Below are 24,411 nucleotides of genomic sequence, written 5' to 3' on the forward strand. Positions count from 1 at the left end.
CCCGACTGCGTCTGCTGTTTTCGCCCGACAAATCCTTCAAACACGGTCACGTTTTTTTCGTGATGCTCGTCATTGAGATAGCCACCAATCCTCAGGGTTCAACGGATCGCCATTTCGCCGGATCTCGAAATAGAGCCCCGGCGCGATGGCCTCGCGCCCGGCGCCGGCCAGGGCCATGCGCGTGCCGCCCTCGACCTCTTCACCCTCGGCGACCAGGATCTCCTCCAGGTTGCTGTAAAGGGTCAGATAGCCGTTCCCGTGATCGAGGATGACCAGAAAACCGTAGCCCTGCATCCAGTCAGCGTAGACCACACGACCAAAATGGACGGCATGCACCGACTCGCCGTTGTCGACCTCCAGCACGGTCCCGCGCCAGCGTGACTGCAGACGACTGCCGCGCGGCTCGTTGAAACGCCGGACGACCGAGCCGTCCGCGGGCCTGGGCAACTCGCCCTGGAGGTCGGCAAAGTCGACGTCGGAACGAACCGGCGCACGCTCGGGTGGAGGATCGCCCCGCGCGGCACGCTCTTCGCGTTCCGCCGCATCGCGTTCCACCTCGCGAATCAGGTCCTCCAGGGTCTCGGCATTGCGCTCCAACCGTGCCAGCTCCAGCGCCTCGTCCTCGATCGCGCGTTCCAGCTCGGCCATCGCCAGACGCTGCCGTTCCTCCTCGCGTTCGAGATCCGCCACGACCTCGCGCAACTCTGCCTCCTGCTCGGCCAGCACCGCCTGCTCGCGTTCCAGATCATCGCGGGCGGCCCGCAACACCGCCAGTTGTTCGCCCAGGGCCGACAACGCCTCGGCCCGCGCCTCACGCAGCCGCGCGGCAATCTCCGGGTGCAACCGGCTCAGCTCACCCTCCCCCCCGGTGCCCGGCACTCGCCCCGGATGCCGGTCGCGCTGCCACTGGTCACGCAGCAAGCGCCCCGCCTGCACGCGTTCCTCGCGTAGCCGCTCCTCCTCCTGTTCAACGCGCGCCTCGTGCTCGGCGATCACCCCGGCCTGTCGCTCGCGCCGTGCCTCCAGTTCACGCAGTTCGCGCCGCGACTCGCTGCTGCCCCGCGCCGCGCGCTCGAGCTCATCCTCCAGGCGTTCGAGCGCCGCCTGGCGCTCCTCCTGGCTGCGCTCCAGGTCGCGGATCGCCTCCAGCGTTTCCTCCAGCTCGGCCTCCGGTTCAAACGCCAACAAGCTGCCCGCGGGTGCCAGCAAAAACGCCACCAGAACAAGCAGTAAGGGGTATCGGGAAGTCAAGATTGCGCAAATTCGCATATCGGGGTACGTTTAGGTACTTATATTCTCACCCGGTTACGGGCTTGCTGTTTCGCAAAACAATAAAGAGGCATGCCGTGAGCAACGAAGCGGTCGAAGAAGAAAAGATGGTCGAAGAAGAACTGATGTCGCAGGACGAGGACATCGAACGGGCCTCGCGCTCGCTCAAGGCGATGTCCCACCCCCTGCGGCTCAAGATCCTCTGCATTCTCGGCGATCGCGAGATCAGCGTACAGGAAATCGTCGATCAGGTCGGGACCTCGCAGAGCAACATTTCGCAACACCTGGGCATCCTGCGCGACAAGGGCATCCTGGCGACCCGCAAGGATGCGAACCGTGTCTACTACCGAGTGGGGGACTCCCGCACGCTGCGCCTGATCGGTATGATGCAGGACGTTTTCTGCAGCTCCTGACATCCCCCTGACCGACGCGGCGACCTGAATGCTCGAACGACTCCCTGAATTTCTGTCCAATCACCCGATCCTGACCGGGGCCCTGCTGGCGGTTGTCGGGATGATCCTGTTCACCGAGTTCCGCCGCCTGACCCGCAAGTACCGCACCCTTTCGCCGAACGAGGCTGTGCGCGTGATCAATCAGGACGACAGCCTGGTGCTGGACGTGCGCGAGGATAACGAGATCGCCTCCGGCCGCATTGGTGGGGCCAAGCACATCCCGGTGGGCAGCCTGCAAAAGCGCATGGACGACATCGCCAAGTACAAGGACAAGCCCGTGGTGGTGTACTGCCGCAGCGGTAACCGCTCCGCGATGGCGGCCTCGCAGCTGACCGCCGCTGGCTTCCAGGATGTCGTGAATCTCCAGGGCGGCATCCAGGCCTGGCAATCCGCGGGCATGCCAATCAAAAAGAAGTAATGCGCTTCGAGGTCTATGGCACAGTCCGCTGCCCGTTCTGCCTGCTGGCCCGACGGCTGCTGATCCACCACGGCTACCCGTTCGACGACCACCCGGTCGATCGCGAATCCGGGGCGCGCGCGGAGATGGAACAACGGGCCGGCCGTAGCTCGGTGCCGCAGATCTTCCTGGGTGACACCCATATCGGCGGATACGACGAGTTGCAGGCGCTGGATCGCTCCGGTGAACTGCACCGCATGGCCGAAGCGGTCGGCATTGCGCGCGCCAGCGACGCCTGAACCTCCAGGACGACGGGAAAACTCACCCGCCTCGTGACTCCTATCCGGCGCCACATTCCTTTACGATTCCCGCACACAAATCCCATTCCCCACGACTCGGAACAAGATCATGGCTGAAGAAACCTCCAACACCAGCGGTAACGGCGCGGGCGCGCAGGGCAACTCCCAGGACAACCCCGGCTTCTCCATCCAGAAGGTGTTCATCAAGGACATCTCGTTCGAGTCGCCGGATGCCCCCGAGATCTTTCTGAACGAGTGGAAGGGCGACACCAACATTCAGCTGAACACCAACGCCCGCCCGATCCGCGAAGAAGAAGGCGTGTTCGAGGTCGAGCTGAAACTGACCGTGACGACCGAGTCCAACGGCAAGACCGCGTACCTGGTCGAAATCAACCAGGCCGGGGTCTTCATCGTCCGCGGCTTCCCCCGCGACCAGCTCAACCAGCTGCTGGGCTCCTACTGCCCGAATCTGCTGTTCCCGTTCGCCCGCGAAACGGTCGCGGACCTGGTACTCAAGGGCGGCTTCCCGCAGTTGCTGCTGCAGCCGGTCAACTTCGAGGCGCTGTACCAGCAACACCTGGAAGACCAGAAAAAGGCATCCGGCGACTCGCAGGCGGCCGCGCCGGAGTCGACCTCCCAGGCCTGACCCGAGACTCGCACCCGTGCGCATCGCACTCCTGGGTGGCGGCTCCTGGGGCACCGCGCTGGCGATCCATGCCGCGCGTCTGCACCAGGACGTCGTGCTCTGGGTCCGCAAGGACGAGGTCGCCGAGCGGCTGCGTCGCGAGCGCGAGAACGCCCGCTACCTGCCCGGCATCCCCTTCCCGGACAATCTCTCCATCAGCGCCGACCCCGGTGTGATCCACGATGTAGACCTGGTGCTGATCGCGGTGCCGTCCGGAGCCTTTCGCGCGACCCTGCGCTGGATGCAGCCGCGCCTGCGCGAAGGGCAGACGGTCGCCTGGGCCACCAAGGGGCTCGAGACCTCCAGCGGGGCCTGGCTGCACGAGATCGCCGAGGAAGAACTGGGCGCCGTCTTCCCGCCCGCGCTGATCTCCGGGCCTTCCTTCGCCGCAGAGGTGGCCCGTGGCCAACCCACCGCGTTGACAGCGGCCTCGCAGAGCGAGCGCAGCCTGGACCGGCTGGCCGGGGCCCTGCATGGCGAGGCCCTGCGCATCTATCGCAATCCCGACGTGATCGGCGTGGAGCTCGGTGGCGCACTGAAAAACGTGCTGGCCGTCGCGACCGGGATCGCCGACGGCGCCGGCTACGGCGCCAACGCTCGTGCGGCACTGATGACCCGCGGCCTGGCCGAGATGCAGCGCCTGGGCGAGGCGGTTGGTGCCCAGCCGGGCACCCTGACCGGGCTGTCCGGGCTTGGTGACCTGATCCTCACCTGTACCGATGACCAGTCGCGCAACCGCCGCCTGGGCCGCCTGCTGGGGCAGGGCTACGACCTGGAGACGGCTCGCGCCCGTATCGGCCAGTCGGTCGAGGGGGTGGAGACCGCGCGGCAGATCAACGCCCGCGCCAGGACGCTGTCGGTGGACATGCCCATCTGCGCGGAGGTCCACGCGGTGCTCTACCAGGACCGCCCGGTACGCGAGGCCGCGCGCCGCCTCCTGGAGCGCGACCCCACCCACGAGAACCCGGCCGGGTAACCCCGAGCCGAACCCGAACAATCGCACCTGCCGGGACGGTCCGTTACGGTGCACGGACGATTGTTCACAGCTGGGAGGCATCCATGCGCAAGGCGTGGAAGGAACTGGATCTCGAAGGCGGCGGCCTGCAGGCGATCAACGCAAAACTCGCGGCCGAGATGCGCACGCGCCCGCCCGCCTACATCGCCTGGGTCCTGTTTCCGCTGGGACTGCACCGCTTCTATTTGCGTGAGCCCCTGGGGGGCGCGGGCTACATCGGCCTGAGCGCGGCACTTCTGATCACGGCCTGGCTTATGGCTGGCTGGTGGTGGCTGATCCCGGCGGGTGCCATGGCCGCTTGGGCGGCGTTTGATCTGATCTGGATCGACCGCCGCGTGACAGACTACAACAAGGAACTGCGCAAGCAGGTGTTCCTGCGCAAGGGCCACAAGCCGCCGCAGGACTATCGCGGCCGCTACACCAGCGACGAGGATGCCCAGCGCGAACTGACCGAATACCAGTCGATCAAGGAAGGCGAGCGCGCCGGGCACCCCGGCCCCGCCGGAGCGAACGATCGTGACCGCGACGTGGGCGGCAAGCGGCGCATGCCGAGCTTCAATGAGCAGGAAGCGATGCTGCGCCAGATGCGTTCACGCAAGAAGGACGACGCCGGGGACGACTGACCTCCGCCAGCCCGGCGCTTCATTCCCGCACACAGGCGGGCAACCGGACTTCAGTTGTCGCCCGGGCGCCAGACGCCACTGGCCTCCTGCGGCGGCGGGGCCGCCTGCTTGCGGCTCTCCATATCCACGAACACCGACTCGGTGAACTGCGAGAGCTGTTTCAGATACTCCTTGCGCTCGTTCACCGATTCCGGCATCTGCGCCACCAGAAAACCGGTGATCGCGCTCAGATACTGCACGGCCACGATGGGCTGCTGGGCCTTGGGATCGGTCTCGACCAGCACATCCTGAATCTTCTGGATCAGGTCGCCGGACAGCTGCAGGGTATCGTCGCTCATGGTGCTCTCTCGGTTATCGAATGTGTGCACAGGCTAAGGCAAGGCCGCCGCGTCCAAAAGTGAACGCAAAGCCGGCGGGACTTTCCGCCACGACCGGCGAAGCGCCCGATCCTCACCACGGCCGCTGCGGTGGCTCCCGGTCTTCCGGATTGTCGTCGTCCGGGCCGGATTCGGGGGCATCGTCCTCGGTGTCATAATCCTCACTAATGCGATCTGCCGGCACCTGCCAGGGCTCGCTGGGCAGAATCGTCCTCTCGCCCGGACGCGGTGCCCACCGCTCCTGCTCCAGCCCCCGGATCAGCCCGACGATCATCATCAGGATCACCAGCGAAAACGGCAGGGCCGCCAGGATCACCGCGCTTTGCAGGACCTCGAGTCCACCCGCCAGTAGCAGCACCGCAGTGATCAGTCCGATCAGCGCACCCCAGATGGTCAGATGCCGCTTGCGGTGCTCTGTAGAACCGTGGGCCAGCAGGGTATTGATCACGACGATCCCGGCGTTGGCGGAGGTCAGCAGGTAGGTCGCAATCAGGATGGTGATCAGCCCGCCCCCGACCTTGGCCACCAGCCAGGGCTCCAGCGTATCCATCGTCGCAAAGGTGGCCATGGTCAGGTCCTCGGAGACCTTGTCGGCAATATCCGCGACCCCGTTGACCTCCGCGTACAGGGCGGTACCACCCAGCATGGACAGCCAGAAGAAGGTAATCACCGTGGGCACCAGCAACACGCCCAGGACGAATTCACGCAGCGTGCGCCCGCGCGAGATGCGCGCAATGAACAACCCGACAAACGGGGCCCAGGCCAGCCACCAGCCCCAGTAGAACACCGTCCAGTCGGAGTGCCAGGCGTCCTCCTGATGGGCGTGGGTGTACAGCGACAGCCCCAGCAGGTTCTGCAGGTAGCTGCCGGAAGACTGCACGAACAGCGCCAGCAGATACTGGGTCGGCCCCCAGATCAGCAGCAGGCCCATCAGCGCCACGCTCAACCACATATTGGCCTGCGAGACCCGCTGCACACCGACCTGGACGCCGGTAATGACCGAAACAATCGCGATCACCGTCAGCAGTGCCGCCAGGAACAGCTGCCCGTTTTCGCCGCCGGAAATCCCCAGGGTATGCACCAGCCCGGTGTCCAGTTGCTGAATACCCAGACCCAGGGTGGTCGCGATCCCGAACACCGTGGCCAGGATGGCCAGCAGATCGACAATGTCGCCGGGCCAGCCATGGCTGTACTTCCCGATCAGGGGATGCAGCGCGGAACGAAGTGCCAGCGGTTGTCCCCTGCGAAAACCGAAATAGGCGAGGATCAGCGCCAGCAGGGCGAACACCGCCCAGGCGTTCAGGCCCCAGTGAAAATAGGTCAGCACCATGGACATGTCGGCGGCCTCGGCCGTCTCGCCATTGTCCAGCAGGAACGGGTTGCCCCCGTAGTGGCTGAGCGGCTCGGCCACCGCCCAGAACAGGAGGCCCACACCCATGCCGGCGGCGAACAGCATCGCCAGCCACGACACCGTAGTGAATTCCGGTACCTCGTCATCGCGCCCCAGGCGCACGTTTTTATAGCGCCCGACCCCCAGCCAGATCACGATGACCAGGAACAGGGCCATCGCAACCACGTAGTACCACTCGAGAAAGGGTGTCAGAAAGGCGCGGGCATCAAAGACGACCCGTTCGAGCTGTTCGGTGCGGTAGATCGCAAACAGTGCAATCAGCACCACCAGCAGCAATGCAACCGGGGCCACGCGCGGGTTCAACCCCTTGAACGGTCCTCGGGTCGCGACGTTGTACATCCGCTTCCTCCCTGAAGTGTCCGGCCCTCAGACGCGATGCGTGTGCAGCAGTTCCCGCTCGCCTGCGGAACGGTTACCGGTACGAAAATCCTGGATGACCCGATGCACGAAACCCAGCTTCGAGATCGCCTCCGGTGTCAATACGAATGGATAGACATGGGCATGCCCCATACTGCGGTTCAGGCTGTTCAGGGCTGCGGCCAGCGGCAGCCAGTGCGCGACCAGGGCATCCGGATCGTCGGTAGCGTAGGCGTCGAAATGCGACTGCCCGCCCTGCGGCCCGAGCCTCGCCGCCTCTCCAACACTGGGCGCGACATCCATGCCATAGGCCGCCGCCGTATCGAGGGCGTCGACGATATGCAGGTAATGCGCCCAGGTCTCGGCCCAGTCCTCCCAGGGATGGGAGCTCGCATAGGCGGACACGAAATGGTTCTGCCAGTCGCTGGGCGGCCCATCCTCGTAATGGCGTCGCAACGCCTCGTCGTAGTCGATGCGTTCATCGCCGAAGCGGCCACGGAAGTACTCGTGCCAGCGCGTACCACGGATCAGCCGATCCCAGTAGTAATGCGCCGATTCATGACGAAAGTGGCCGAGGATGGTGCGGTAGGGCTCGGCCATGGCCTCGCGCATGCTCTCGCGCACGGCCGGGTCCGCCTCCGCGATGTTGAGTGTGATCACGCCGTTCGCATGCCCGGTCACCACGCCGCCTCCCTCGTAGAACGCGGGGTTCGGGTCGGCAAGAAAATCGAACGCCACGCCGGCGGAGTCCGTCTGCTTGGACACAACGGGTAACCCCAGACGCAGCAGGCTATAGACCAGGCGTCGCTTTTCCGTCTCCAGCCGCTCCCACAGACGCGCATTGCCGGGCACGCTCAGGTCCGGGATGGTGCGGTTCAGCCGGCACGCGCGGCAATAGCCCTCCGGGTCATCGTGGCGCACCATCCAGTTACAGACCGCGTCCACCGCGTAGTGGCGGCACTGGCGATAAAGCGGCCCATCAGGTTCGCCCGCGACACGCCACAGCCCGCCCGGGATCGGCTCCCCGGAGGAGTAAAGCGCATCCCCGGCCATCTCCAGCGCCGACAGCTCAAGACGGTCGGGCAGAAAGCCCAGGCGATAGCCACAGCGATTGCAGTAGGTGTTGTCGAAGTAAATGACACTACCGCAGCTTTCACACTCGAACAGCTGCATTGCGACCTCCCGAAAAGCGCACCACCGCGATTCGCGGCGCGCCTTTCAGCCTACGCCAAAACCGCTGCATGCGTCGCGTACATGCCCACCCCGATGGCCCTGTCAGGAGCCAGACTCGAGCAGCATCTGCACCCGCTCCAGCGCCATCGGATGCGTGAGAATCCCCGCATGCGTGGTGTCCACGCCGTAGACGCTGCTCGCTAGTTCCTGAATCGGGGGATACAGCATGGTCGCCAGGGTGACCACGCCATCCGTACCCGCACGCCCCCCGCTATCCGGACGGCGAAAGCTGAACAGCAAGTGCAGCTCGGTCTCACCCGACAGCTCCGACTCGAACAACCGGCGCTGGTACTCGCTGCCAGGCACCATGTCGCGCCAGACCGGGATCACCACCGGCGAGCGATCCACCCCCGACTGCGCAGCCGCATGCCCATGCCAGGGCGTAGACAGCGCAATCATTCGCGGGATATGGGCCGGCGACGCGCGACGTGCGCGCTCATGCAGAAAGCCCTTTGCCACCAGGCCGCCCATACTGTGCGCAACGACCGGCAGCGACTCCACTTCATAGCGCAACTCGATTTCTTCCAGAGTCTGGGCCAGGTGTGCGGCGATGGACTGCAGGGGGAGCCCGGACGGGTAGTAATACAGCCAGGGCTGGTAGCGCTCGCGATCGAGTTGGTCGATGAGTTCGGCGAACCCCCGCGGGGAGCCATTCATCCCATGCACGAACAGCACCGGGATGCGGTCGGGGTCGTAGGGCTCCAGGAAATAGATCCCGGCATAACCAGCCAGCATGAAATCCACCGGCCGCCACTGGCTCCCGCGCGCGACATCGTCGTCGAAACGCGGATCATCCAGCGTGGTCACTTCCCCGAACGCCGTGACCCCCCCAACGCTGATGGGACTGCCATCCGGACCGGCACCGCGCATGACGGGCAGCGCGATCGCATGCCCCGCGACCCCTTCACCCTCGATCTGGATCTCCATATTGCCCAAGCGCGTGCCCGCAGGGCAGTCCAGCATGCCGCCCTGGTTCGCCAGGTATACCGGCGCCCCCGCCTCGTGCTGGCCGTCACGTTCGGGGTCGGCAAAGGCCAGGACCTGGTAACGCCCCGGCGCCAAGCCAAAGAACCACTCGCCGCCACCGGCACTCACGACATGGTCCACCGGTTCCGGAACCGCGCCCTCCTCCATCGGCGCGCGGAATACCGCGACCACATACGGCCCCGGGACCGCGTCATCCGCCACTACGGTGCCGGAAATCGTGCAGGCCTGGCCCATCATCTGCATTTGTCCACGCGCATCCCACAACCCGCAGCCCGTCAGCCACCCCGCCGCCAGCACCAGCGCGGCAATCCTTGCTCCGTCCATGTCCGCCTTCCTGCCCACCCGGATCAGTCCAACAAGCGGCTCGTGCGTCTCGCCGCCCACCTGTTCCTCTCAGGATAGCGGCGCACGCGCCCGATCGCCTGCTGCCACCCGGTATCACCGTGACCGGAACGCCACGGACTTCCCACAAAAAAGGCCCGCACGCAGCGGGCCTTGCGATCATGGACAGAAGCGGCCCGGGTCAGGCGGCCGCCGCGGCGCGGGTGAAGGCCAGATGCCCGTCGGCCATGTCCACCTCGATGGTGTCGCCAGGGCCGAATTCGCCGGCCAGCAGCGACTGTGCCAGCGGGTTTTCCAGCTGGGTCTGGATCGCCCGCTTGAGCGGACGCGCGCCGTACACCGGGTCGAACCCGGCCGCGCCCAGGTGATCCAGCGCGGCGTCGGTGATGGTGATCGACAGGTCGCGCTCCTCCAACCGCTTGCGCAGGTACTGCAACTGGATGTCGGCGATCGCGCGGATCTGCTCGCGTTCCAGCGGGTGGAACACGACCACGTCGTCCACGCGGTTGATGAACTCGGGGCGGAAGTGCTGCCCGACGATCTCCATCACCGCGGCCTTCATCGCGTCGTAGTTCTCCTCGCCGGCCATCTCCTGGATCTGCTGCGAGCCAAGGTTGGAGGTCATCACAATCACCGTGTTGCGGAAGTCCACGGTACGGCCATGACCATCGGTCAAGCGGCCGTCGTCCAGAACCTGCAGCAGCACGTTGAAGACATCCGGGTGTGCCTTTTCGACCTCGTCCAGCAGGATTACGGAGTACGGCTTGCGGCGCACGGCCTCGGTCAGGTAGCCGCCTTCCTCGTAGCCGATGTAGCCCGGGGGCGCCCCGATCAGCCGCGCCACGGAGTGTTTCTCCATGAACTCCGACATATCGATGCGCACCATGGCCTCTTCCGTATCGAACAGGAAACTGGCCAGCGCCTTGGTCAGCTCGGTCTTGCCCACACCGGTCGGACCGAGGAACAGGAACGAGCCGTTCGGGCGATTCGGGTCCGACAGGCCCGCTCGCGAGCGGCGGATGGCATTGGCCACCGCATTGACCGCCTCGGACTGGCCGACCACGCGGGCGCCGATCGCCTCCTCCATGCGCAGCAGCTTGTCCTTTTCGCCCTCCAGCATCTTGGAGACCGGGATGCCGGTCCAGCGCGAGACGACCTCGGCGACCTCTTCGTCGGTCACCTTGGTACGCAGCAGCTTGGTCTCCTGGCTCTCCATCTCGTGGGCCATGGCCAGGGACTTTTCCAGGTCCGGAATACGGCCATACTGCAGCTCCGACATGCGCGAGAGATCCCCGGCGCGGCGGGCCGTCTCCAGCTCCATTCGCGCGCGTTCAAGCTCTTCTTTCAGCTGCGCGGCGCCGGAGACCGAGGCCTTCTCGGATTTCCACACCTCTTCCAGATCGGAGTACTCGCGCTCCAGGCGCTTGATCTCGTCCTCCAGCGTGTCGAGGCGCTTTTTCGAGGCGTCGTCGGATTCCTTCTTCAGCGCCTCGCGCTCGATCTTCAGCTGGATCAGGCGGCGTTCCAGGCGATCCATGGATTCGGGCTTGGAGTCGATCTCCATCTTGATGCGGCTGGCCGCCTCGTCGATCAGGTCGATCGCCTTGTCCGGCAGTTGCCGGTCGGTAATGTAGCGCTGCGAGAGCTGCGCGGCGGCCACGATGGCCGGGTCAGTAATTTCGATCCCGTGATGGACCTCGTAGCGTTCCTTGAGCCCGCGCAGGATGGCGATCGTGTCCTCCAGGGTAGGCTCATCCACCAGTACCTTCTGAAAGCGGCGCTCCAGCGCGGCGTCCTTTTCGATGTTCTGGCGGTATTCATCCAGCGTGGTCGCGCCGATGCAGTGCAGCTCGCCCCGTGCCAGCGCGGGCTTGAGCATGTTGCCCGCATCCATCGCACCCTCGGCCTTGCCGGCACCCACCAGGGTGTGGATCTCGTCGATGAACAGGATCACGCGACCCTCTTCCTGCGAGAGCTCCTTGAGCACGGACTTCAGCCGTTCCTCGAAATCGCCGCGGTATTTGGCCCCGGCCAGCAGCGCCCCCAGGTCCAGCGCGAGCACGCGCTTGTCCTTGAGCCCCTCGGGCACCTCGCCGTTGATAATGCGCTGGGCCAGGCCCTCGACGATCGCGGTCTTGCCGACGCCGGGCTCGCCGATCAGCACCGGGTTGTTCTTGGTGCGGCGCTGCAGCACCTGGATCGAGCGGCGAATCTCCTCGTCACGCCCGATCACCGGGTCCAGCTTGCCCTGCTCGGCGCGCTCGGTCAGGTCGGTGGTGTATTTCTCCAGCGCCTGGCGGCTCTCCTCTGCGTCCGGGTTGTCCACCTGGTTGCCACCGCGGATGTCATGTATGGCCTTGTCCAGCGCGTCCTTGTTGGCGCCGGCCTGGCGCAGCATCTCGCCCACGCCACCCTTCTCGTCGACGGCGGCAAGCAGGAACAGCTCGCTAGAGATGTACTGATCCTTGTTCTGCTGGGCCAGCTTGTCGCAGACATTCAGCAGACGGCCCAGGTCATTGGAGACATGGACCTCGCCGGCCGCGCCCTCGACGCGAGGCATGCGGTCCAACGCCTCGCCCAGTGCCGAACGCAGCTGGCGCACGTTGACGCCCGCGCGGTCGAGCACATGGCGCACGGTACCGCCATCCTGGTCCAGCAACGCCAGCAACAGGTGGGACGGTTCGATGAACTGGTGGTCGCGGCCAACGGCAAGTGACTGCGCATCGGCGATCGCGGACTGGAACTTGGTGGTCAGGCGATCCATTCGCATTGGGAAACCCCTCGGTCAAATCTTGGTGAACTGACACGAACGATGGGGGCAATGCTCGCAGCTTCAAGCTGGCAACGCCGAATACCGGTTCTACCAGGGAAACGAGGATTCTCCTGCCATGCCACGGTCATCGTCCGGCTCGCCGATCCAGACCAGCGTGCCCATGCGCCCGGTCTCGCCGTCCCGGCGGTAGGAGTAGAACCGCCCGGCCTCCGAATAGGTGCAGCGCCCGCCGCCTGCCACATGCACGACATCGACCCGCTCCAGGCGGTGCCGGGCCAGCGCGTAGATGTCCGCGTGGAAATGCCCGTTCGGTCCGGGGCGGAACGCGGGCGCGGCCTCGACATCGTGATCGAGGAAGGTATCGCGTACCTCCGGCCCGACCTCGAAGGCCTCCGGCCCGATCGCCGCGCCCATCCAGGCGCGGATCTCCGCCTCCGGACGCGTAATGCGCAAGGCCTCGACGGCCGCCTCCAGCACCCCGTCGGCCAGCCCGCGCCAGCCAGCATGCGCGACGGCCACTGCCTCGCCATCGTCGGTCGCCAGCACGACGGGCAGGCAGTCCGCCGTCTGCACGGCACAGACCACACCAGGGACGTCGGTGAACACTGCATCGGCTTCGGGCACCTCGTCCTGCTCCCGGGCCTCCAGCAGGTCCTCGGCCCGAATCACGCGCGTGCCGTGGACCTGCCGCGGCCAGGCAACGGGCTCCGCGATCCCCAGGCTGTGTTCCAGGCGGTAGCGGTTCTCGGCGACATGTTCGGGGTCATCGCCGGTATGCAGGGCGAGATTCAGCGAGTGCCAGGGGCCCGTACTCACGCCCCCCTCGCGGGTGCTCTGTACCGCCCAGACACCCGACGGAAGGTCGCCGAAATCCGGCGCGAGCGTGGGGATCAGTTCAGCGGTCATGGTCAGCCTCCCGGTCGGTACGCAGGGCGGCGAGCAGGGCCTCGAAATCCTCGGGCACGGGGGCCTCGAAGGCGAGCACTTCGCCACTGTCAGGATGCTCGAATTCCAACCGCGCCGCATGCAGTGCCTGGCGGCGAAAAGCCGCGAGCGCCGCCTTCGCCGCCTCGCCCATGCCGCGCACCGGGCGCGGGCGCCCCCCATAGGCGGGATCACCCACGATCGGGTGCCGGATATGCGCCATGTGCACGCGGATCTGGTGGGTTCGCCCGGTCTCCAGACGCACGTTCAGCAGGGTATGCGCCGGGAAACGCTCCGCCACCCGGTAGTGGGTCACCGCCGGCTTGCCACCCCCCGTGACCGCCTGACGCTTGCGATCCACCGGATGGCGGCCGATCGGCTCTTCGATCGTGGCACCGCTGATCACGCGACCCTGTACCAGCGCCCGGTACTCGCGGTGCACCGTACGCTGCTGCAACTGGCGCACCAGCGCGGTCTGCGCCTGCGGCGTACGCGCCACCACCATCAGCCCGGTGGTGTCCTTGTCCAGCCGGTGCACCACGCCGGCGCGCGGCAGCTGCGAGAGGTTCGGGTCATGGTGCAGCAAGGCATTCACCAGGGTGCCGGCACGATGCCCCGCCGCCGGATGCACCACCAGCCCGGCCGGCTTGTTGATCACCAGTACGGCGGGGTCCTCATGGACGATATCCAGCGCAATGGGCTCGGGCTCGGCCTCCAGGACCGGGGCCTCCGGGGGCTCCAGCACGACATGCTCGCCGCCCTGCACCGGCGTGCGCGGTTTCGGCTGGCCACCGTTCACGGTCAAGGCCCCTTCCTTCAGCCACTGGGTCAGCTGGCTGCGCGAATACTCCGGGAACAGCCGCGCCAGCGCGGCATCCAGCCGCTGGCCGGCCTCTTCCTCGGGGAGTTCCGCGGATCGCGGTTCGTTCATTGGCGATACTCGTCTCGATTGTCCCGAACCTGCGAACGGCCAGGCACCGCCATCAGGTGTGATGTTGTAGAATCCGCGAACATTGGTTCATCTGCGAGGCCCCATCGTGATTTCTGCCCCGAACCTGCTGCGTCTGCTGGCCGTACTGCTCCTGGCGCTCATGATCGCCGGTTGCGCCGGCCGCGAAGACCCGACTCTTGGCTGGTCGGCCAGCCAGCTCTACGGCGAGGCCAAGAACGCGCTGAACGAGGGCAATTACGACCAGGCCGTTGAATACTACGAGAAACTCGAGGCCCGCTATCCGTTCGGCCGCTACGCCCAGCAGGCGCAGATCGAAATCCCGTATGCCTATTACAAGGCCCGCGAGCCGGAGGCCGCCATCGCCGCGGTGGACCGCTTCATCCAGCTCAACCCGCGCCACCCGAATCTGGATTATGCCTACTACCTGCGCGGGCTGATCAATTTCAACCGCCAGCAGGGCTTCCTTGCCAACCTGTTCCCGCGTGACCCGGCGGAGATGGACCCCGAGCCCTTCGAGCAGGCCTTCCAGGATTTCGACCGCCTGATTCGAGAGTTCCCGGACAGTCGCTACGCGCAGGACTCCTACCTGCGGATGGTCTACATCCGCAACGCGCTGGCCGCCTACGAACTGCGCGTGGCCGAGTTCTACATGGAGCGCACCGCCTGGGTGGCGGGCGCCGAGCGCGCGCGCCACGTGCTGGCCACCTATCCCGGTGCCGAGGTCCAGCCGCAGGCCCTGGGTGTGCTGTGGCGCGCCTACACCGAGCTGGGGCTCGAGGACTATGCCGACGCGACCATGCAGGTCCTGGAGCTGAACTACCCCGACGCGGCTGTCGCCGTACGCGCCGGCGAGCCGATCGAGATGCGCGAGCCGCGCGGCGGCCTGTGGCGCGTGTTCGACCGCCTGCCGTTCTTCACGAACTGACCGGGGAGCATGCCTGCTCCCCGGCCGCGCGAAAAAGCTGTCATTGCGAGGAACCGCAGGCGACGTGGCAACCGCGGCTTCCTGAACCCGTAGTGTCCGCGGCGGGTGCGTTGCTCAGCCCGCCTGCGACGAGCCCCTGGGGTTAGTTACAGCGCCTCGCTGCCCTCTTCGCCAGTACGGATGCGCACCACGCGGGCCATATCGGAAACAAAGATCTTGCCGTCCCCGATTTTGCCGGTGCGCGAGGCCTTCACGATCGCGTCGATGCAGGCGTCCACGCGGTCGTCGTCCACCACCAGTTCCAGCTTCACCTTGGGCAGGAAGTCGACCACGTATTCCGCACCCCGATAAAGCTCGGTATGGCCCTTCTGCCGACCAAAGCCCTGGACCTCGGTCGCGGTCATGCCGGCAATACCCATCTCGGTCAGGGCCTCGCGGACATCCTCCAGCTTGAACGGCTTGATGATCGCCTCGATCTTCTTCATGCGAATCCCTTTGGTTGTGCCCGCCGCGCGGGCGCTCGTCTTGCATCCGAAAGTGTACCAAACCGCCGCCACGGCGCCGTCATGGCGGGCCGATTCACCATCCCGTCATTGCGAGGAGCCGAAGGCGACGTGGCAATCGGTTTCCTGAACCCGCGTCGTTTGCATCCAGCGCTGCGTTTGCCCGGCCCGATTGCTTCGTTGCTACGCTCCTCGCAATGACCGGGTCCGACGCCGCGATCTGCGGAGCACTCAGTCCGGGCGGTAGCCGGAGGTGATCGGGTAGCGCCGGTCGCGGCCGAAGGCCCGCCGGCTGACACGCACGCCGGGCGGGGCCTGACGTCGCTTGTACTCGGCCCGGAAAACCAGCCGCGCGATGCGCTCCACAGTGGCATGATCAAAGCCATCGGCCACGATCTCCTCCACCGAGCGCTCCTGTTCGACGAATGCCTCGAGGATCGCATCAAGCACCTCGTAGGGCGGCAGCGAATCGGAATCCTGCTGGCCGGGGGCCAGCTCGGCACTCGGCGGGCGCTCGATCACGCGCTCGGGGATCGCCGCGCCGCGCGTGTTGCGCCAGCGGGCCAGGCGGTACACCCACTGCTTGGAGACGTCCTTGAGCGGGGCAAACCCCCCGTTCATGTCGCCGTACAGCGTGGAGTACCCCACGGCCATCTCGGACTTGTTGCCGGTCGCCAGGAGCAGCTTGCCGCTGCGGTTCGACAACGCCATCAGCAGCACCCCGCGAGCGCGCGACTGCAGATTCTCCTCGGTCACGTCCCCCGCGTGGGCGGGCATATCGGCGAACGCCGGTGACAGCCCCTCGAGGAAGCCTTGCACCATCGGCTCGATCGCGATCTCGTGGTACTCGATGCCCAGCAGCCGCGCCTGCGCCTCGGCATCCTCGATACTCATGGACGCGGTGTAGCGATACGGCATCATCACCGCGGTCACGGCGGCCGGCCCCAGGGCATCCACCGCCAACGCGGCGGTCAGTCCCGAGTCGATCCCGCCGGACAGACCCAGCAGGACGCCGGGAAAACCGTTCTTGGAGACGTAGTCGCGGATACCGATCATCAGCGCCTGGTAGAGATCGCGGGCATCCGCCTCGTCCGGCTCCGGGCCGGGGTCGGTGAGCGTCGGGCGGATACCGCAGGCGGACAGATGCATGGTCTCGGGCCGTGGGCGCAGCTCGATCCCCGACGGACCGCGCCGAGCCTGCACCAGGGCATACCCAGTCGCCCAGGCCGGCAGCACCGCGCGCGCCCCGTGCGCAGCGTCGTGCACGAAGGAGCGGCCATCGAACACCAGCTCGTCCTGCCCGCCCACCTGGTTTACGTAGACTACCGGGCAGCCGGTTTCGGCTACCCGCGCGCCCACCACCTGCAGGCGCTCCTCCGCCTTGCCACGATGATAGGGAGAGGCATTCAGGTTCAGGATCAGTTCGGCGCCGGCCGCCTGCGCGGCGGCCGCTGGCGCCGGTTGCCAGATGTCCTCGCAGACGGTCAGGCCGATCCGCCAACCCGCCAGCTCGACCACGCAGGCCTGATTACCCGCGACGAAATAGCGCTGTTCGTCGAACACCGAGTAGTTGGGCAGGACCTGCTTGGCATAGCGCGCGATCTCGCGGCCGTCGCGCAAACACAGCGCGGCGTTCACCAGACCCTGCTCGGTGGTAACCGGCGCGCCGAGGATCACGTCGATGCCCGCTACCGAGCGCGTGATCGCCGTCAGGGACTGTTCCACCGCGCGCAGGAAGGCCGGGCGCAGCAGCAGGTCCTCCGGAGGATATCCGGTCAGGGCGAGTTCGGGGAAGACCACCGCGCGCGCGCCGGCGGCGCGGGCCTGCTCGATCGCGTCCTCGATCAGGTGGCGGTTGGTATCCAGTCCGCCCACGATCGGGTTGATCTGGGCCAGGGCCAGCGGCAGGTCATCGGCGGACGCCATCGTGGCGGGTCAGGCGCGGTCGAGCGCGGACTGCATGGCCTGGCCGAGCTCGGCCGGGCTCTCGGCCACACTCGCCCCGGCCGCGCGCAGGGCCGCCATCTTCTGTTCGGCCGTGCCCTGGCCGCCGGCGATGATCGCCCCGGCATGGCCCATGCGACGTCCGGGCGGCGCGGTGGCGCCCGCGATATAGGCGGCCACCGGCTTGTCGAATTCGCTCTCGATATAGCGCGCGGCGCGCTCCTCGGCATCGCCGCCGATCTCGCCGACCAGCAGCACGCCGTCGGTCTCCGGGTCGTCGCGAAACAGCCGCAGGCAGTCGACGAAATCGAGCCCCTGGATCGGGTCGCCGCCAATGCCGATGCAGGTGCTCTGGCCCAGCCCCCGATCCGAGGTCTGTTTGACCGCCTCGTAGGTCAGGGTGCCGGAGCGCGAGATGATGCCGATGCGCCCGCGCTGGTGGATATAGCCGGGCATGATGCCAACCTTGCAGGCATCCGGGGTGATGATGCCGGGGCAGTTCGGACCGATCAGGAGGGTCGGGCTGCCGGCCAGGACCTGCTTCACCCGGATCATGTCCTGCACCGGGATGCCCTCGGTGATGCACACGGCCAGCTCGATGCCGGCATCCGCCGCCTCGCAGATCGCATCGGCCGCGAACGGGGCCGGGACATAGATCATGCTGACGGTGGCACCAGTCTGCGCCACCGCATCGGCCACGGTATCGAACACCGGACGGTCCAGATGCGTCTGCCCGCCCTTGCCGGGTGTCACGCCCCCGACCAGACGGGTACCGTAGGCGATCGCCTGCTCGGAGTGAAAGCTGCCCTGCTTGCCGGTGAAACCCTGGCAAATCACCTTCGTATCACGATCGACGAGGATGCTCATCCCACGGCCTCCACCACAGTGCGCGCCGCGCGGTCGAGGTCCGCGGCCGGGATCACGTCCAGGCCGGAGCTGGCCAGGGCCTCGCGGCCCTGTTCCGCGTTGGTGCCCTCCAGCCGCACGACCACCGGCACCTGGACCTGCACCTCGCGGATCGCGGCGATGATGCCCTCCGCGATCAGGTCGCAGCGCACGATGCCGCCAAAGATATTCACCAGCACCGCCTTCACCGAGGGGTCCGAAAGGATCAGCTTGAACGCGGCCGTGACTCGCTCCACCGTCGTGCCGCCGCCGACATCCAGGAAGTTGGCCGGCTCGCCGCCGTGGTGCTTGATCAGGTCCATCGTGGCCATGGCCAGCCCCGCGCCGTTCACCATGCAGCCAATGGAGCCGTCCAGGCGGATGTAGTTGAGGTCGTGCTCGTGCGCCTGTTCCTCGGCCGGGTCGCGCTGGCGCGCGTCGCGTTCGGCCATCAGCGCCTTCTGGCGGTAGGCCGCGGAGTCGTCGATGGTCAGCTTGGCGTCGATGGCCAGCAGCTGGTCGTCAGCCGTCAGCACCAGCGGGTTGATCTCCAGCAACTGCGCATCCACCTGCTGGAACAGGGCATGGGCATTGGTTACCAGCTGGGCCATCGCCTTGGCCGGCTCGCCCGACAGCCCGAGGGCGAAGGCGACCCGCCGCCCGTGAAACGGCATCACGCCCGTGGCCGGGTGGATCGGCAGGGTGATCACCGCCTCGGGCCGCTCGGCGGCCAGGGTCTCGATGTCCATACCCCCCTCGGCGGAGACCACCAGCGCCAGGCGCTCGCGGGCGCGGTCCACCAGCAGGGCAAAGTAGAATTCGCGGTCAATGTCCGCGGCCGGCTCCAGCAGGAGCTGATCCACCGGCAGGCCCTCGGGGCCGCTCTGCCCGGTGACCAGGCGCGAGCCCAGCAGCTTCTCCGCCGCCTCGCGCGCGGCCTCGGGAGAATCCGCCACCACCACGCCACCAGCCTTGCCGCGCCCGCCAGAATGCACCTGGGCCTTGACCAGCACACGCTCAACGCCCAGCGCCTGCCAGGCCGCGGAGAGTTCGTCGGCGTGGGTGATCACCTGTCCGTCGGGAACGGGGATGCCGGCGTCGCGAAAGCGCGCCTTGGCCTGAAATTCGTGGAGATTCATGGGTGTGGAGGATAGCGGCGAGGCCTTTGCCCTACAACTGCGGGCCCTACAACTGCAGGGGCGAACGCGAGAGGTGGTTTCTCAGGCGGCCTGCACCGGGATGCCGTGGCCGGTGCGCACGATCGCGTTACGGGCGTCGAGATACACGAGATTCGGGGTGAATTCGCGGGCCTCGGCGGCCTCCATCTGTGCGTAGGCGCAGATGATCACGCGATGGCCCACCGCCGCCTTGTGCGCGGCCGCGCCATTGACCGAGACGATGCCGGAGCCCGGCTCGCCCTCGATCGCGTAGGTGGTAAAGCGCTCGCCGTTGTCCACGTTGTAGATCTGGATCTGCTCGAACGGCAGGATGCCGGCGGCTTCCAGCAGCCGCGTATCGATGGCGCACGAGCCTTCGTACTCCAGCTCACAATGAGTGACCTGGGCCTTGTGCAGCTTGCCCTTGAGCATGGTGACGTGCATCGGCGATTTTCCCGGCGATAACCTCTGGGGGCGCAAAATTATCCGCGATTGTGCCAGGCGCGGCAAATGACCCACCCCGACCGGGGCACGGGTCAGTTCGTCGGGCGGGTGCGCACGTTGTCGATCAGGCGGACTTCCGCCAGCCACGCGGCGGCCAGCACGACCAGATCCTGGTCGGCCAGCGCCACACCATGCTCCGGCTCGGCCAGGTCCTCCGCGCGCCGGATGGACAGGTATTCGGGGTCGAAGCCGGCCTCGCGCAGGCGATCGCAGGCACGCCCCTCGACCTCGGGGATGCGCTCGGCATCGAAGACCGTCGCACCCCGGCAGACCGTGGCCACCTCGTCCAGAACGCGCTTCAACTCCGGCGCGATCGCCCGTGCCTCTTCGGGAAGCTGGTCGTTGCGCGAACTGCAGGCCAGGCCATCCTTCTCGCGTACGGTCGGGATCGCCTCGACCCGTACCGGGATATCCAGCCCCTGCACCATGCGCTCGACCAGCTTGAACTGCTGGTAGTCCTTCTCGCCAAACAGCGCGATATCCGGCCGCACGAGATTGAACAGCTTGGTCACCACCGTCGCCACGCCATCGAAGTGCCCCGGGCGGAAGGCCCCCTCCAGCATCTCCGACAGTCCCGGCACAACCACCCGCACTGGAGGCATGCCGTCGTCCGGGTACATGTCCTCCTCCGACGGGCAGAACACCGCGTCCACACCCGCCTCGGTCAGCAGGCGCGAGTCTTCCTCCAGGGTGCGCGGATAGCGCTCCAGGTCCTCGGGGCGATCGAACTGCATCGGATTCACGAAGATCGATACCACCACGCGCTGCGCACGGGCCCGGGCGTGCCGGATCAGCGTCATGTGACCCTCGTGCAGGTGCCCCATCGTGGGGATCAGGGCAATGGTTCCACGGCCCTTGCGGGCCCATTCTCGATGCATGGCCACCAACTGGGGCCGGTCACGCAGGATTCTCATGGGCCAGGGGTCTCTTGGGCCGGGGTCCTCATGGACGGAACAATGAACGAACTAACGGAAAGTATGCACGCCGGATTCAGGGAACGTACGCGCCCGCACTGCCTCGCAATAGGCGCGCACCGCGCCCTCCAGCGAGCCACCCTCGCCCAGAAAGTCGCGGGCGAAGCGTGGCGGCTCGGGCGTCAGGCCAATCACGTCCTGGATCACCAGGACCTGGCCATCACAGCGCGGGCTGGCGCCGATCCCGATCACAGGGATATCGGTCGCGCGCACGATCGCGTCGGCCAGTTCCTCCGGTACGCTCTCCAGGAGCAGGCCCTGGGCACCGGCGGCTTCCAGCCGCGCGGCCAGCGATTCCATCTCGGCAGCGGCGTGCGGGTCGCGACCCTGCACCCGGAAGCCCCCCATGCGATGCACGGCCTGCGGCGTCAGGCCCAGATGGGCGCATACAGGAATACCAGCGGCCACCAGCCGCTCGACGATCGGCAGCTCGGCCAGGCCGCACTCGACCTTGACCATATGCGCGCCGGCGCGCAGCAATGCCCCGGACTGCTGCAAGGCAGTCGGGGCATCGGCGTCTCCGAGAAACGGCAGATCCGCCATGATCATCGCGTTGTGGGTCACCCGCGCGACACTGGCGACGTGATAGCACATGTCGTCGATCGTCACCGGCAGCGTGGTCGGGTGCCCCTGCACCACCATGCCCAGGGAATCCCCGACCAGGATGACATCCACGCCGCAGCGATCCAGTAGCGCGGCAAAGGACGCGTCATAGGCCGTCAGACAGGTAATCGGTTCACCGGCCTGCTTGCGCCTGGCCAGCGTATTGACCGTGATCGGCCGCATCAGTCTGCCTCCCGGGCGGGGTCGATCTGCCGCACGTCAGAGCGTGATCGGCAGCGGATTGAAATAGTGTCGGCCACCCTGGATCGGCTCCAGGAACTGCACCAGCTGTTCGAAGTCGGCCGGATTGTTCACCCAGTCGATCTCGGTGGCGTTCACGATCACCAGTGCCGCCCCTTCGAAATGATAGAAGAATTCTGCATAAGCCGCGTTCAGGCGCTCCAGATAATGCGCCTCGATGTGACGTTCGTACGGTCGCGCGCGCTGACGGATGCGGTCCAGCAGGACCTCAACCGGCGCCTGCAGGTAGATCACCAGATCCGGCCGTGGCAGACCCGCGCGCAGATGCCGGAACATCTCGCGATAGATCTCCAGCTCGTCGGGGTGCAGGTTGAGCTCGGCGAACAGCGGGTCCTTGTCCATGACGTAGTCGGCCACGTGGCGCTGCTCGAACAGGCCCTTCTGGCTGACCGGCGTCAGCTGCCGCACACGCTGCACCAGAAAATGCAGCTGCGTGGCCAGGGCGTGCTTGTCCGGCTCCTGGTAGAAGCGCTCGAGGAACGGGTTCTCGTCCGGCGCCTCGAAAATCCCCTCGGCCCGCAGGTGCTCCGACAGCAGACGCGCGAGGCTGGACTTGCCCACCCCGATCGGTCCTTCCACCGCAACAAAGTCGAAGTCGCTCAGACTCACCGCTGCCCTCCGACACGGGCGACGTTCGGGTCCTCCAGCGCGACCAGCGAGGCGCCATCGAAGCGTCTGGCGAGCCGCTCGATCAGGCCCTCGCCCGGAATCTTCAGGCCCGGTGCCAGCTCGGCCAGCGGCAGAACCACGAAATCGCGCTCGGCCAGCCCGGGGTGGGGAACATGCAGACCGGGCAGATCCAGCACCTGGTCCCCGAACAGCAGAATGTCCAGATCGAGCAGGCGCGGCCCCCAGCGGGTGCCATCGCGCTCGCGGCCACAGTCGGCTTCGATCGCCTGTAGCGCATGCAGCAGACCCAGGGGTTCGAGCCGGGTGTACAGCCGGGCCACGGCGTTCACGTAGTCCGGCTGATCCTGTGGGCCCATCGGCGGGTTGCGGTACAACCGCGACTGCCCCGTCAGCCGCGTCTCGGGCACATCACCGGCCAGGCGCCGGAAGGCCTCGCGCACCTGGGCCTCGGGGTCGCCAAGATTGGCGCCGATGCCCACGAATACCTGCAAGCCGGCATCGGTCATGCCGCATCCCCTCCGTCATTCGAGCCACCGACCTCGCCATCGCCCTTGCGCCGGCGTTTGCGACGACGCCCGCCACGGCGGGCACGGCTCTTGCCCTTGCCGCCGCCCCCGGCCATCTGCTTCTGCTCGCCCTCGTCCTTCTCCTGGAACTCGGTCCACCAGCGGCACAGTTCCGGATCGGCATCGCCTGCGCGGGCGCGCAGACAGAGAAAATCGTAACCCGCACGGAAACGCGGATGCGTCAGCAGGCGCAGCGCGCGGCCGCCCCGTGCCCGTTCCAGCCGCGCCTGCAGCTCCCAGATCTCGCGCACGATCAGACTGAAACGCTTCGGGATCGAGACCGTCTTCACCTGACGGTCGAGCACCTCGGCCATCGCCTGTTGCCAGGCCGGGATCTCCTGCTCGCCGTCCTCGATGCGCCGGGCCGCCGCCACCTGCACCGGCGCCCAAAGGATGGCCGCATAGAGAAACGCCGGGTTGACCCCGAGTTCTTCGTTGATGCGCTTGTCGGTATTGAGCAGCGACTCGACCAGGAATTGCCGCCGCTCGGCGCCCAGCTCCGGGTCGGCAAAGCACTCGGACGCCTCCGGGAACATCGGCGCGAACAGCCCGAAGCGCTCCAGCTCGTCCAGACAGGTGACCGCCGCACCACTGTGGAACAGCTTGATCACCTCGTCGAACAACCGTGCCGGGGCCACCGTCTGCATCAGGCCCGCGAGCTCGCGGATCCCGGCCTCGACCTCGGGCGCAATGCGCAGCCCCAGCTTCGCGGAGAAGCGCACGGCGCGCAGCATACGTACCGGGTCCTCGCGCAGCCGCGTCTCGACGTCGTCTCCGATCAGGCGCAGCACACCCTCGCGCAGGTCTTCGACCCCGCCGGTGTAGTCGAGCACCGAGAAGTCGTCGATGTCGTAGTACAGCGCATTCACGCTGAAGTCCCGCCGCACCGCATCCTGCTCGATCGTGCCGTAGCGGTTGTCGCGCAGGATGCGACCCTCTTCGCTCAGCGCCACCTGCCCGTCGTTGTCGTCGTCCTCGTCGTGCGGCGCACGGAAGGTGGCGACCTCGATCACCTCGCGACCGAACAGGACATGGGCCAGGCGGAAACGCCGCCCGATCAGACGGCAGTTACGGAACAGCCCGCGTACCTGATCCGGCGTGGCATCGGTCGCGATATCGAAGTCCTTTGGCTCGCGCCCCAGCAGCAGATCGCGCACTCCCCCACCCACCAGGCAGGCGCGATAACCCGCATCGCGCAGGCGATAGAGCACCTTCAGGGCGTTATCGTCAATCGCGGCGCGCGAAATGCCGTGTTCCTCGCGTGAATACACGCGCGGTTCGGGGATCGCGGCGGACGGGGTTGCAGGATCGGCCTGGGTCACTCGGTTCGGGTTCCGTGAACGAAAGCGCAGTATGGTAACAG

The 24,411-nt window shown here is 66.7% G+C and carries 25 protein-coding genes; 7 read left to right on the forward strand and 18 right to left on the reverse strand.

Annotation, left to right across the window (positions count from 1 at the left end; all coding sequences use genetic code 11):
* Positions 1–69 precede the first annotated feature (69 nt).
* On the reverse strand, positions 70–1,269 hold the full coding sequence (locus F813_RS0104685) for a murein hydrolase activator EnvC (protein WP_038059969.1): 1,200 nt from the start codon (positions 1,267–1,269) through the stop codon (positions 70–72).
* A gap of 77 nt (positions 1,270–1,346) precedes the next feature.
* Here F813_RS0104685 and F813_RS0104690 point away from each other — a divergent pair, with 77 nt between their 5' ends.
* The 6 genes from F813_RS0104690 (at position 1,347) to F813_RS0104715 (ending at position 4,740) form a co-directional block, all read left to right on the forward strand.
* Positions 1,347–1,682: a helix-turn-helix transcriptional regulator gene (locus F813_RS0104690; protein ID WP_017925754.1), complete on the forward strand. Its 336-nt coding sequence runs from the start codon at positions 1,347–1,349 to the stop codon at positions 1,680–1,682.
* A gap of 28 nt (positions 1,683–1,710) precedes the next feature.
* The gene (locus F813_RS0104695) at positions 1,711–2,139 is read left to right on the forward strand and encodes a rhodanese-like domain-containing protein (protein ID WP_017925755.1); all 429 of its coding nucleotides are present in this window, start codon (positions 1,711–1,713) and stop codon (positions 2,137–2,139) included.
* The gene (locus F813_RS0104700) at positions 2,139–2,417 is read left to right on the forward strand and encodes a glutaredoxin domain-containing protein (protein WP_017925756.1); all 279 of its coding nucleotides are present in this window, start codon (positions 2,139–2,141) and stop codon (positions 2,415–2,417) included. Before F813_RS0104695 ends, F813_RS0104700 begins: the two co-directional genes overlap by 1 nt.
* Positions 2,418–2,526: 109 nt before the next feature.
* The gene (gene secB, locus F813_RS0104705; protein WP_017925757.1) at positions 2,527–3,063 is read left to right on the forward strand and encodes a protein-export chaperone SecB; all 537 of its coding nucleotides are present in this window, start codon (positions 2,527–2,529) and stop codon (positions 3,061–3,063) included.
* 16 nt (positions 3,064–3,079) lie between these two features.
* Positions 3,080–4,078, forward strand: coding sequence for an NAD(P)H-dependent glycerol-3-phosphate dehydrogenase (locus F813_RS0104710; RefSeq protein WP_017925758.1), 999 nt, complete (start codon positions 3,080–3,082; stop codon positions 4,076–4,078).
* Between the two features lie 83 nt (positions 4,079–4,161).
* The gene (locus F813_RS0104715; protein ID WP_017925759.1) at positions 4,162–4,740 is read left to right on the forward strand and encodes a TM2 domain-containing protein; all 579 of its coding nucleotides are present in this window, start codon (positions 4,162–4,164) and stop codon (positions 4,738–4,740) included.
* A gap of 50 nt (positions 4,741–4,790) precedes the next feature.
* Here the strand turns inward: F813_RS0104715 and F813_RS0104720 are convergent, their stop codons facing one another.
* The 7 genes from F813_RS0104720 to rluD all read right to left on the reverse strand — a co-directional run bounded on the left by F813_RS0104720 (position 4,791) and on the right by rluD (position 14,075).
* Complete coding sequence (locus F813_RS0104720; protein WP_017925760.1) at positions 4,791–5,078, reverse strand: hypothetical protein; 288 nt, start codon at positions 5,076–5,078, stop codon at positions 4,791–4,793.
* Positions 5,079–5,190: 112 nt separating this feature from the next.
* Positions 5,191–6,867 (reverse strand): BCCT family transporter, encoded by a 1,677-nt coding sequence (locus F813_RS0104725; protein ID WP_017925761.1) that lies wholly within the window; start codon positions 6,865–6,867, stop codon positions 5,191–5,193.
* A 27-nt stretch (positions 6,868–6,894) separates the two neighbouring features.
* Entirely contained in the window at positions 6,895–8,058 is a 1,164-nt protein-coding gene (locus F813_RS0104730) for a putative zinc-binding metallopeptidase (protein ID WP_017925762.1), read from the reverse strand.
* Positions 8,059–8,160: 102 nt separating this feature from the next.
* On the reverse strand, positions 8,161–9,429 hold the full coding sequence (locus tag F813_RS0104735) for a triacylglycerol lipase (RefSeq protein ID WP_017925763.1): 1,269 nt from the start codon (positions 9,427–9,429) through the stop codon (positions 8,161–8,163).
* A gap of 199 nt (positions 9,430–9,628) precedes the next feature.
* A complete protein-coding gene (gene clpB / locus F813_RS0104740; protein ID WP_017925764.1) occupies positions 9,629–12,211 on the reverse strand; it encodes an ATP-dependent chaperone ClpB in 2,583 nt (860 codons plus the stop codon).
* A 96-nt stretch (positions 12,212–12,307) separates the two neighbouring features.
* Positions 12,308–13,126 (reverse strand): peptidoglycan editing factor PgeF, encoded by an 819-nt coding sequence (gene pgeF, locus F813_RS0104745; protein ID WP_017925765.1) that lies wholly within the window; start codon positions 13,124–13,126, stop codon positions 12,308–12,310.
* Entirely contained in the window at positions 13,116–14,075 is a 960-nt protein-coding gene (gene rluD / locus F813_RS0104750) for a 23S rRNA pseudouridine(1911/1915/1917) synthase RluD (protein WP_012983400.1), read from the reverse strand. The genes pgeF and rluD overlap by 11 nt, the downstream gene beginning before the upstream one ends.
* Before the next feature lie 106 nt (positions 14,076–14,181).
* Here rluD and F813_RS0104755 point away from each other — a divergent pair, with 106 nt between their 5' ends.
* A complete protein-coding gene (locus F813_RS0104755; RefSeq protein ID WP_012983401.1) occupies positions 14,182–15,021 on the forward strand; it encodes an outer membrane protein assembly factor BamD in 840 nt (279 codons plus the stop codon).
* 146 nt (positions 15,022–15,167) lie between these two features.
* On the opposite strand, the gene F813_RS0104760 is transcribed toward F813_RS0104755, so the two are convergent.
* From F813_RS0104760 to pcnB, 10 genes are all read right to left on the reverse strand, one after another.
* Positions 15,168–15,506 carry a P-II family nitrogen regulator gene (locus tag F813_RS0104760; protein ID WP_012983402.1) on the reverse strand — a complete coding sequence of 113 codons (339 nt, stop codon included), beginning with the start codon at positions 15,504–15,506 and terminating at the stop codon, positions 15,168–15,170.
* A gap of 249 nt (positions 15,507–15,755) precedes the next feature.
* Entirely contained in the window at positions 15,756–17,450 is a 1,695-nt protein-coding gene (locus F813_RS0104765) for an NAD+ synthase (RefSeq protein ID WP_017925766.1), read from the reverse strand.
* 9 nt (positions 17,451–17,459) lie between these two features.
* Positions 17,460–18,335: a succinate--CoA ligase subunit alpha gene (gene sucD / locus F813_RS0104770; RefSeq protein ID WP_017925767.1), complete on the reverse strand. Its 876-nt coding sequence runs from the start codon at positions 18,333–18,335 to the stop codon at positions 17,460–17,462.
* Entirely contained in the window at positions 18,332–19,492 is a 1,161-nt protein-coding gene (sucC, locus tag F813_RS0104775; RefSeq protein WP_017925768.1) for an ADP-forming succinate--CoA ligase subunit beta, read from the reverse strand. The genes sucD and sucC overlap by 4 nt, the downstream gene beginning before the upstream one ends.
* Positions 19,493–19,573: 81 nt before the next feature.
* Entirely contained in the window at positions 19,574–19,954 is a 381-nt protein-coding gene (gene panD / locus F813_RS0104780) for an aspartate 1-decarboxylase (protein WP_017925769.1), read from the reverse strand.
* A gap of 92 nt (positions 19,955–20,046) precedes the next feature.
* Positions 20,047–20,928 carry a pantoate--beta-alanine ligase gene (panC, locus tag F813_RS0104785; RefSeq protein WP_026148146.1) on the reverse strand — a complete coding sequence of 294 codons (882 nt, stop codon included), beginning with the start codon at positions 20,926–20,928 and terminating at the stop codon, positions 20,047–20,049.
* A 51-nt stretch (positions 20,929–20,979) separates the two neighbouring features.
* Complete coding sequence (gene panB, locus F813_RS0104790) at positions 20,980–21,774, reverse strand: 3-methyl-2-oxobutanoate hydroxymethyltransferase (RefSeq protein WP_017925771.1); 795 nt, start codon at positions 21,772–21,774, stop codon at positions 20,980–20,982.
* Positions 21,775–21,810: 36 nt separating this feature from the next.
* Positions 21,811–22,461 (reverse strand): deoxynucleoside kinase, encoded by a 651-nt coding sequence (locus F813_RS0104795; protein ID WP_017925772.1) that lies wholly within the window; start codon positions 22,459–22,461, stop codon positions 21,811–21,813.
* Positions 22,458–22,988, reverse strand: a complete 531-nt coding sequence (folK, locus tag F813_RS0104800; RefSeq protein ID WP_017925773.1) for a 2-amino-4-hydroxy-6-hydroxymethyldihydropteridine diphosphokinase — start codon at positions 22,986–22,988, stop codon at positions 22,458–22,460. The genes F813_RS0104795 and folK overlap by 4 nt, the downstream gene beginning before the upstream one ends.
* Positions 22,985–24,370: a polynucleotide adenylyltransferase PcnB gene (gene pcnB / locus F813_RS0104805; protein WP_017925774.1), complete on the reverse strand. Its 1,386-nt coding sequence runs from the start codon at positions 24,368–24,370 to the stop codon at positions 22,985–22,987. Before pcnB ends, folK begins: the two co-directional genes overlap by 4 nt.
* Positions 24,371–24,411 lie beyond the last annotated feature (41 nt).

The organism is Thioalkalivibrio sp. HL-Eb18, assembly GCF_000364985.1.
Taxonomy (GTDB): domain Bacteria; phylum Pseudomonadota; class Gammaproteobacteria; order Ectothiorhodospirales; family Ectothiorhodospiraceae; genus Thioalkalivibrio.

Coding starts and splice junctions, on each gene's coding strand:
- F813_RS0104685 (WP_038059969.1), bottom strand. CDS start 1,269: ATGCGAATTTGCGCAATCTTGACTTCCCGATACCCCTTACTGCTTGTT.
- F813_RS0104695 (WP_017925755.1), top strand. CDS start 1,711: ATGCTCGAACGACTCCCTGAATTTCTGTCCAATCACCCGATCCTGACC.
- F813_RS0104700 (WP_017925756.1), top strand. CDS start 2,139: ATGCGCTTCGAGGTCTATGGCACAGTCCGCTGCCCGTTCTGCCTGCTG.
- secB (WP_017925757.1), top strand. CDS start 2,527: ATGGCTGAAGAAACCTCCAACACCAGCGGTAACGGCGCGGGCGCGCAG.
- F813_RS0104715 (WP_017925759.1), top strand. CDS start 4,162: ATGCGCAAGGCGTGGAAGGAACTGGATCTCGAAGGCGGCGGCCTGCAG.
- F813_RS0104720 (WP_017925760.1), bottom strand. CDS start 5,078: ATGAGCGACGATACCCTGCAGCTGTCCGGCGACCTGATCCAGAAGATT.
- F813_RS0104725 (WP_017925761.1), bottom strand. CDS start 6,867: ATGTACAACGTCGCGACCCGAGGACCGTTCAAGGGGTTGAACCCGCGC.
- F813_RS0104730 (WP_017925762.1), bottom strand. CDS start 8,058: ATGCAGCTGTTCGAGTGTGAAAGCTGCGGTAGTGTCATTTACTTCGAC.
- F813_RS0104735 (WP_017925763.1), bottom strand. CDS start 9,429: ATGGACGGAGCAAGGATTGCCGCGCTGGTGCTGGCGGCGGGGTGGCTG.
- clpB (WP_017925764.1), bottom strand. CDS start 12,211: ATGGATCGCCTGACCACCAAGTTCCAGTCCGCGATCGCCGATGCGCAG.
- pgeF (WP_017925765.1), bottom strand. CDS start 13,126: ATGACCGCTGAACTGATCCCCACGCTCGCGCCGGATTTCGGCGACCTT.
- rluD (WP_012983400.1), bottom strand. CDS start 14,075: ATGAACGAACCGCGATCCGCGGAACTCCCCGAGGAAGAGGCCGGCCAG.
- F813_RS0104760 (WP_012983402.1), bottom strand. CDS start 15,506: ATGAAGAAGATCGAGGCGATCATCAAGCCGTTCAAGCTGGAGGATGTC.
- F813_RS0104765 (WP_017925766.1), bottom strand. CDS start 17,450: ATGGCGTCCGCCGATGACCTGCCGCTGGCCCTGGCCCAGATCAACCCG.
- sucD (WP_017925767.1), bottom strand. CDS start 18,335: ATGAGCATCCTCGTCGATCGTGATACGAAGGTGATTTGCCAGGGTTTC.
- sucC (WP_017925768.1), bottom strand. CDS start 19,492: ATGAATCTCCACGAATTTCAGGCCAAGGCGCGCTTTCGCGACGCCGGC.
- panD (WP_017925769.1), bottom strand. CDS start 19,954: ATGCACGTCACCATGCTCAAGGGCAAGCTGCACAAGGCCCAGGTCACT.
- panC (WP_026148146.1), bottom strand. CDS start 20,928: ATGAGAATCCTGCGTGACCGGCCCCAGTTGGTGGCCATGCATCGAGAA.
- panB (WP_017925771.1), bottom strand. CDS start 21,774: ATGCGGCCGATCACGGTCAATACGCTGGCCAGGCGCAAGCAGGCCGGT.
- folK (WP_017925773.1), bottom strand. CDS start 22,988: ATGACCGATGCCGGCTTGCAGGTATTCGTGGGCATCGGCGCCAATCTT.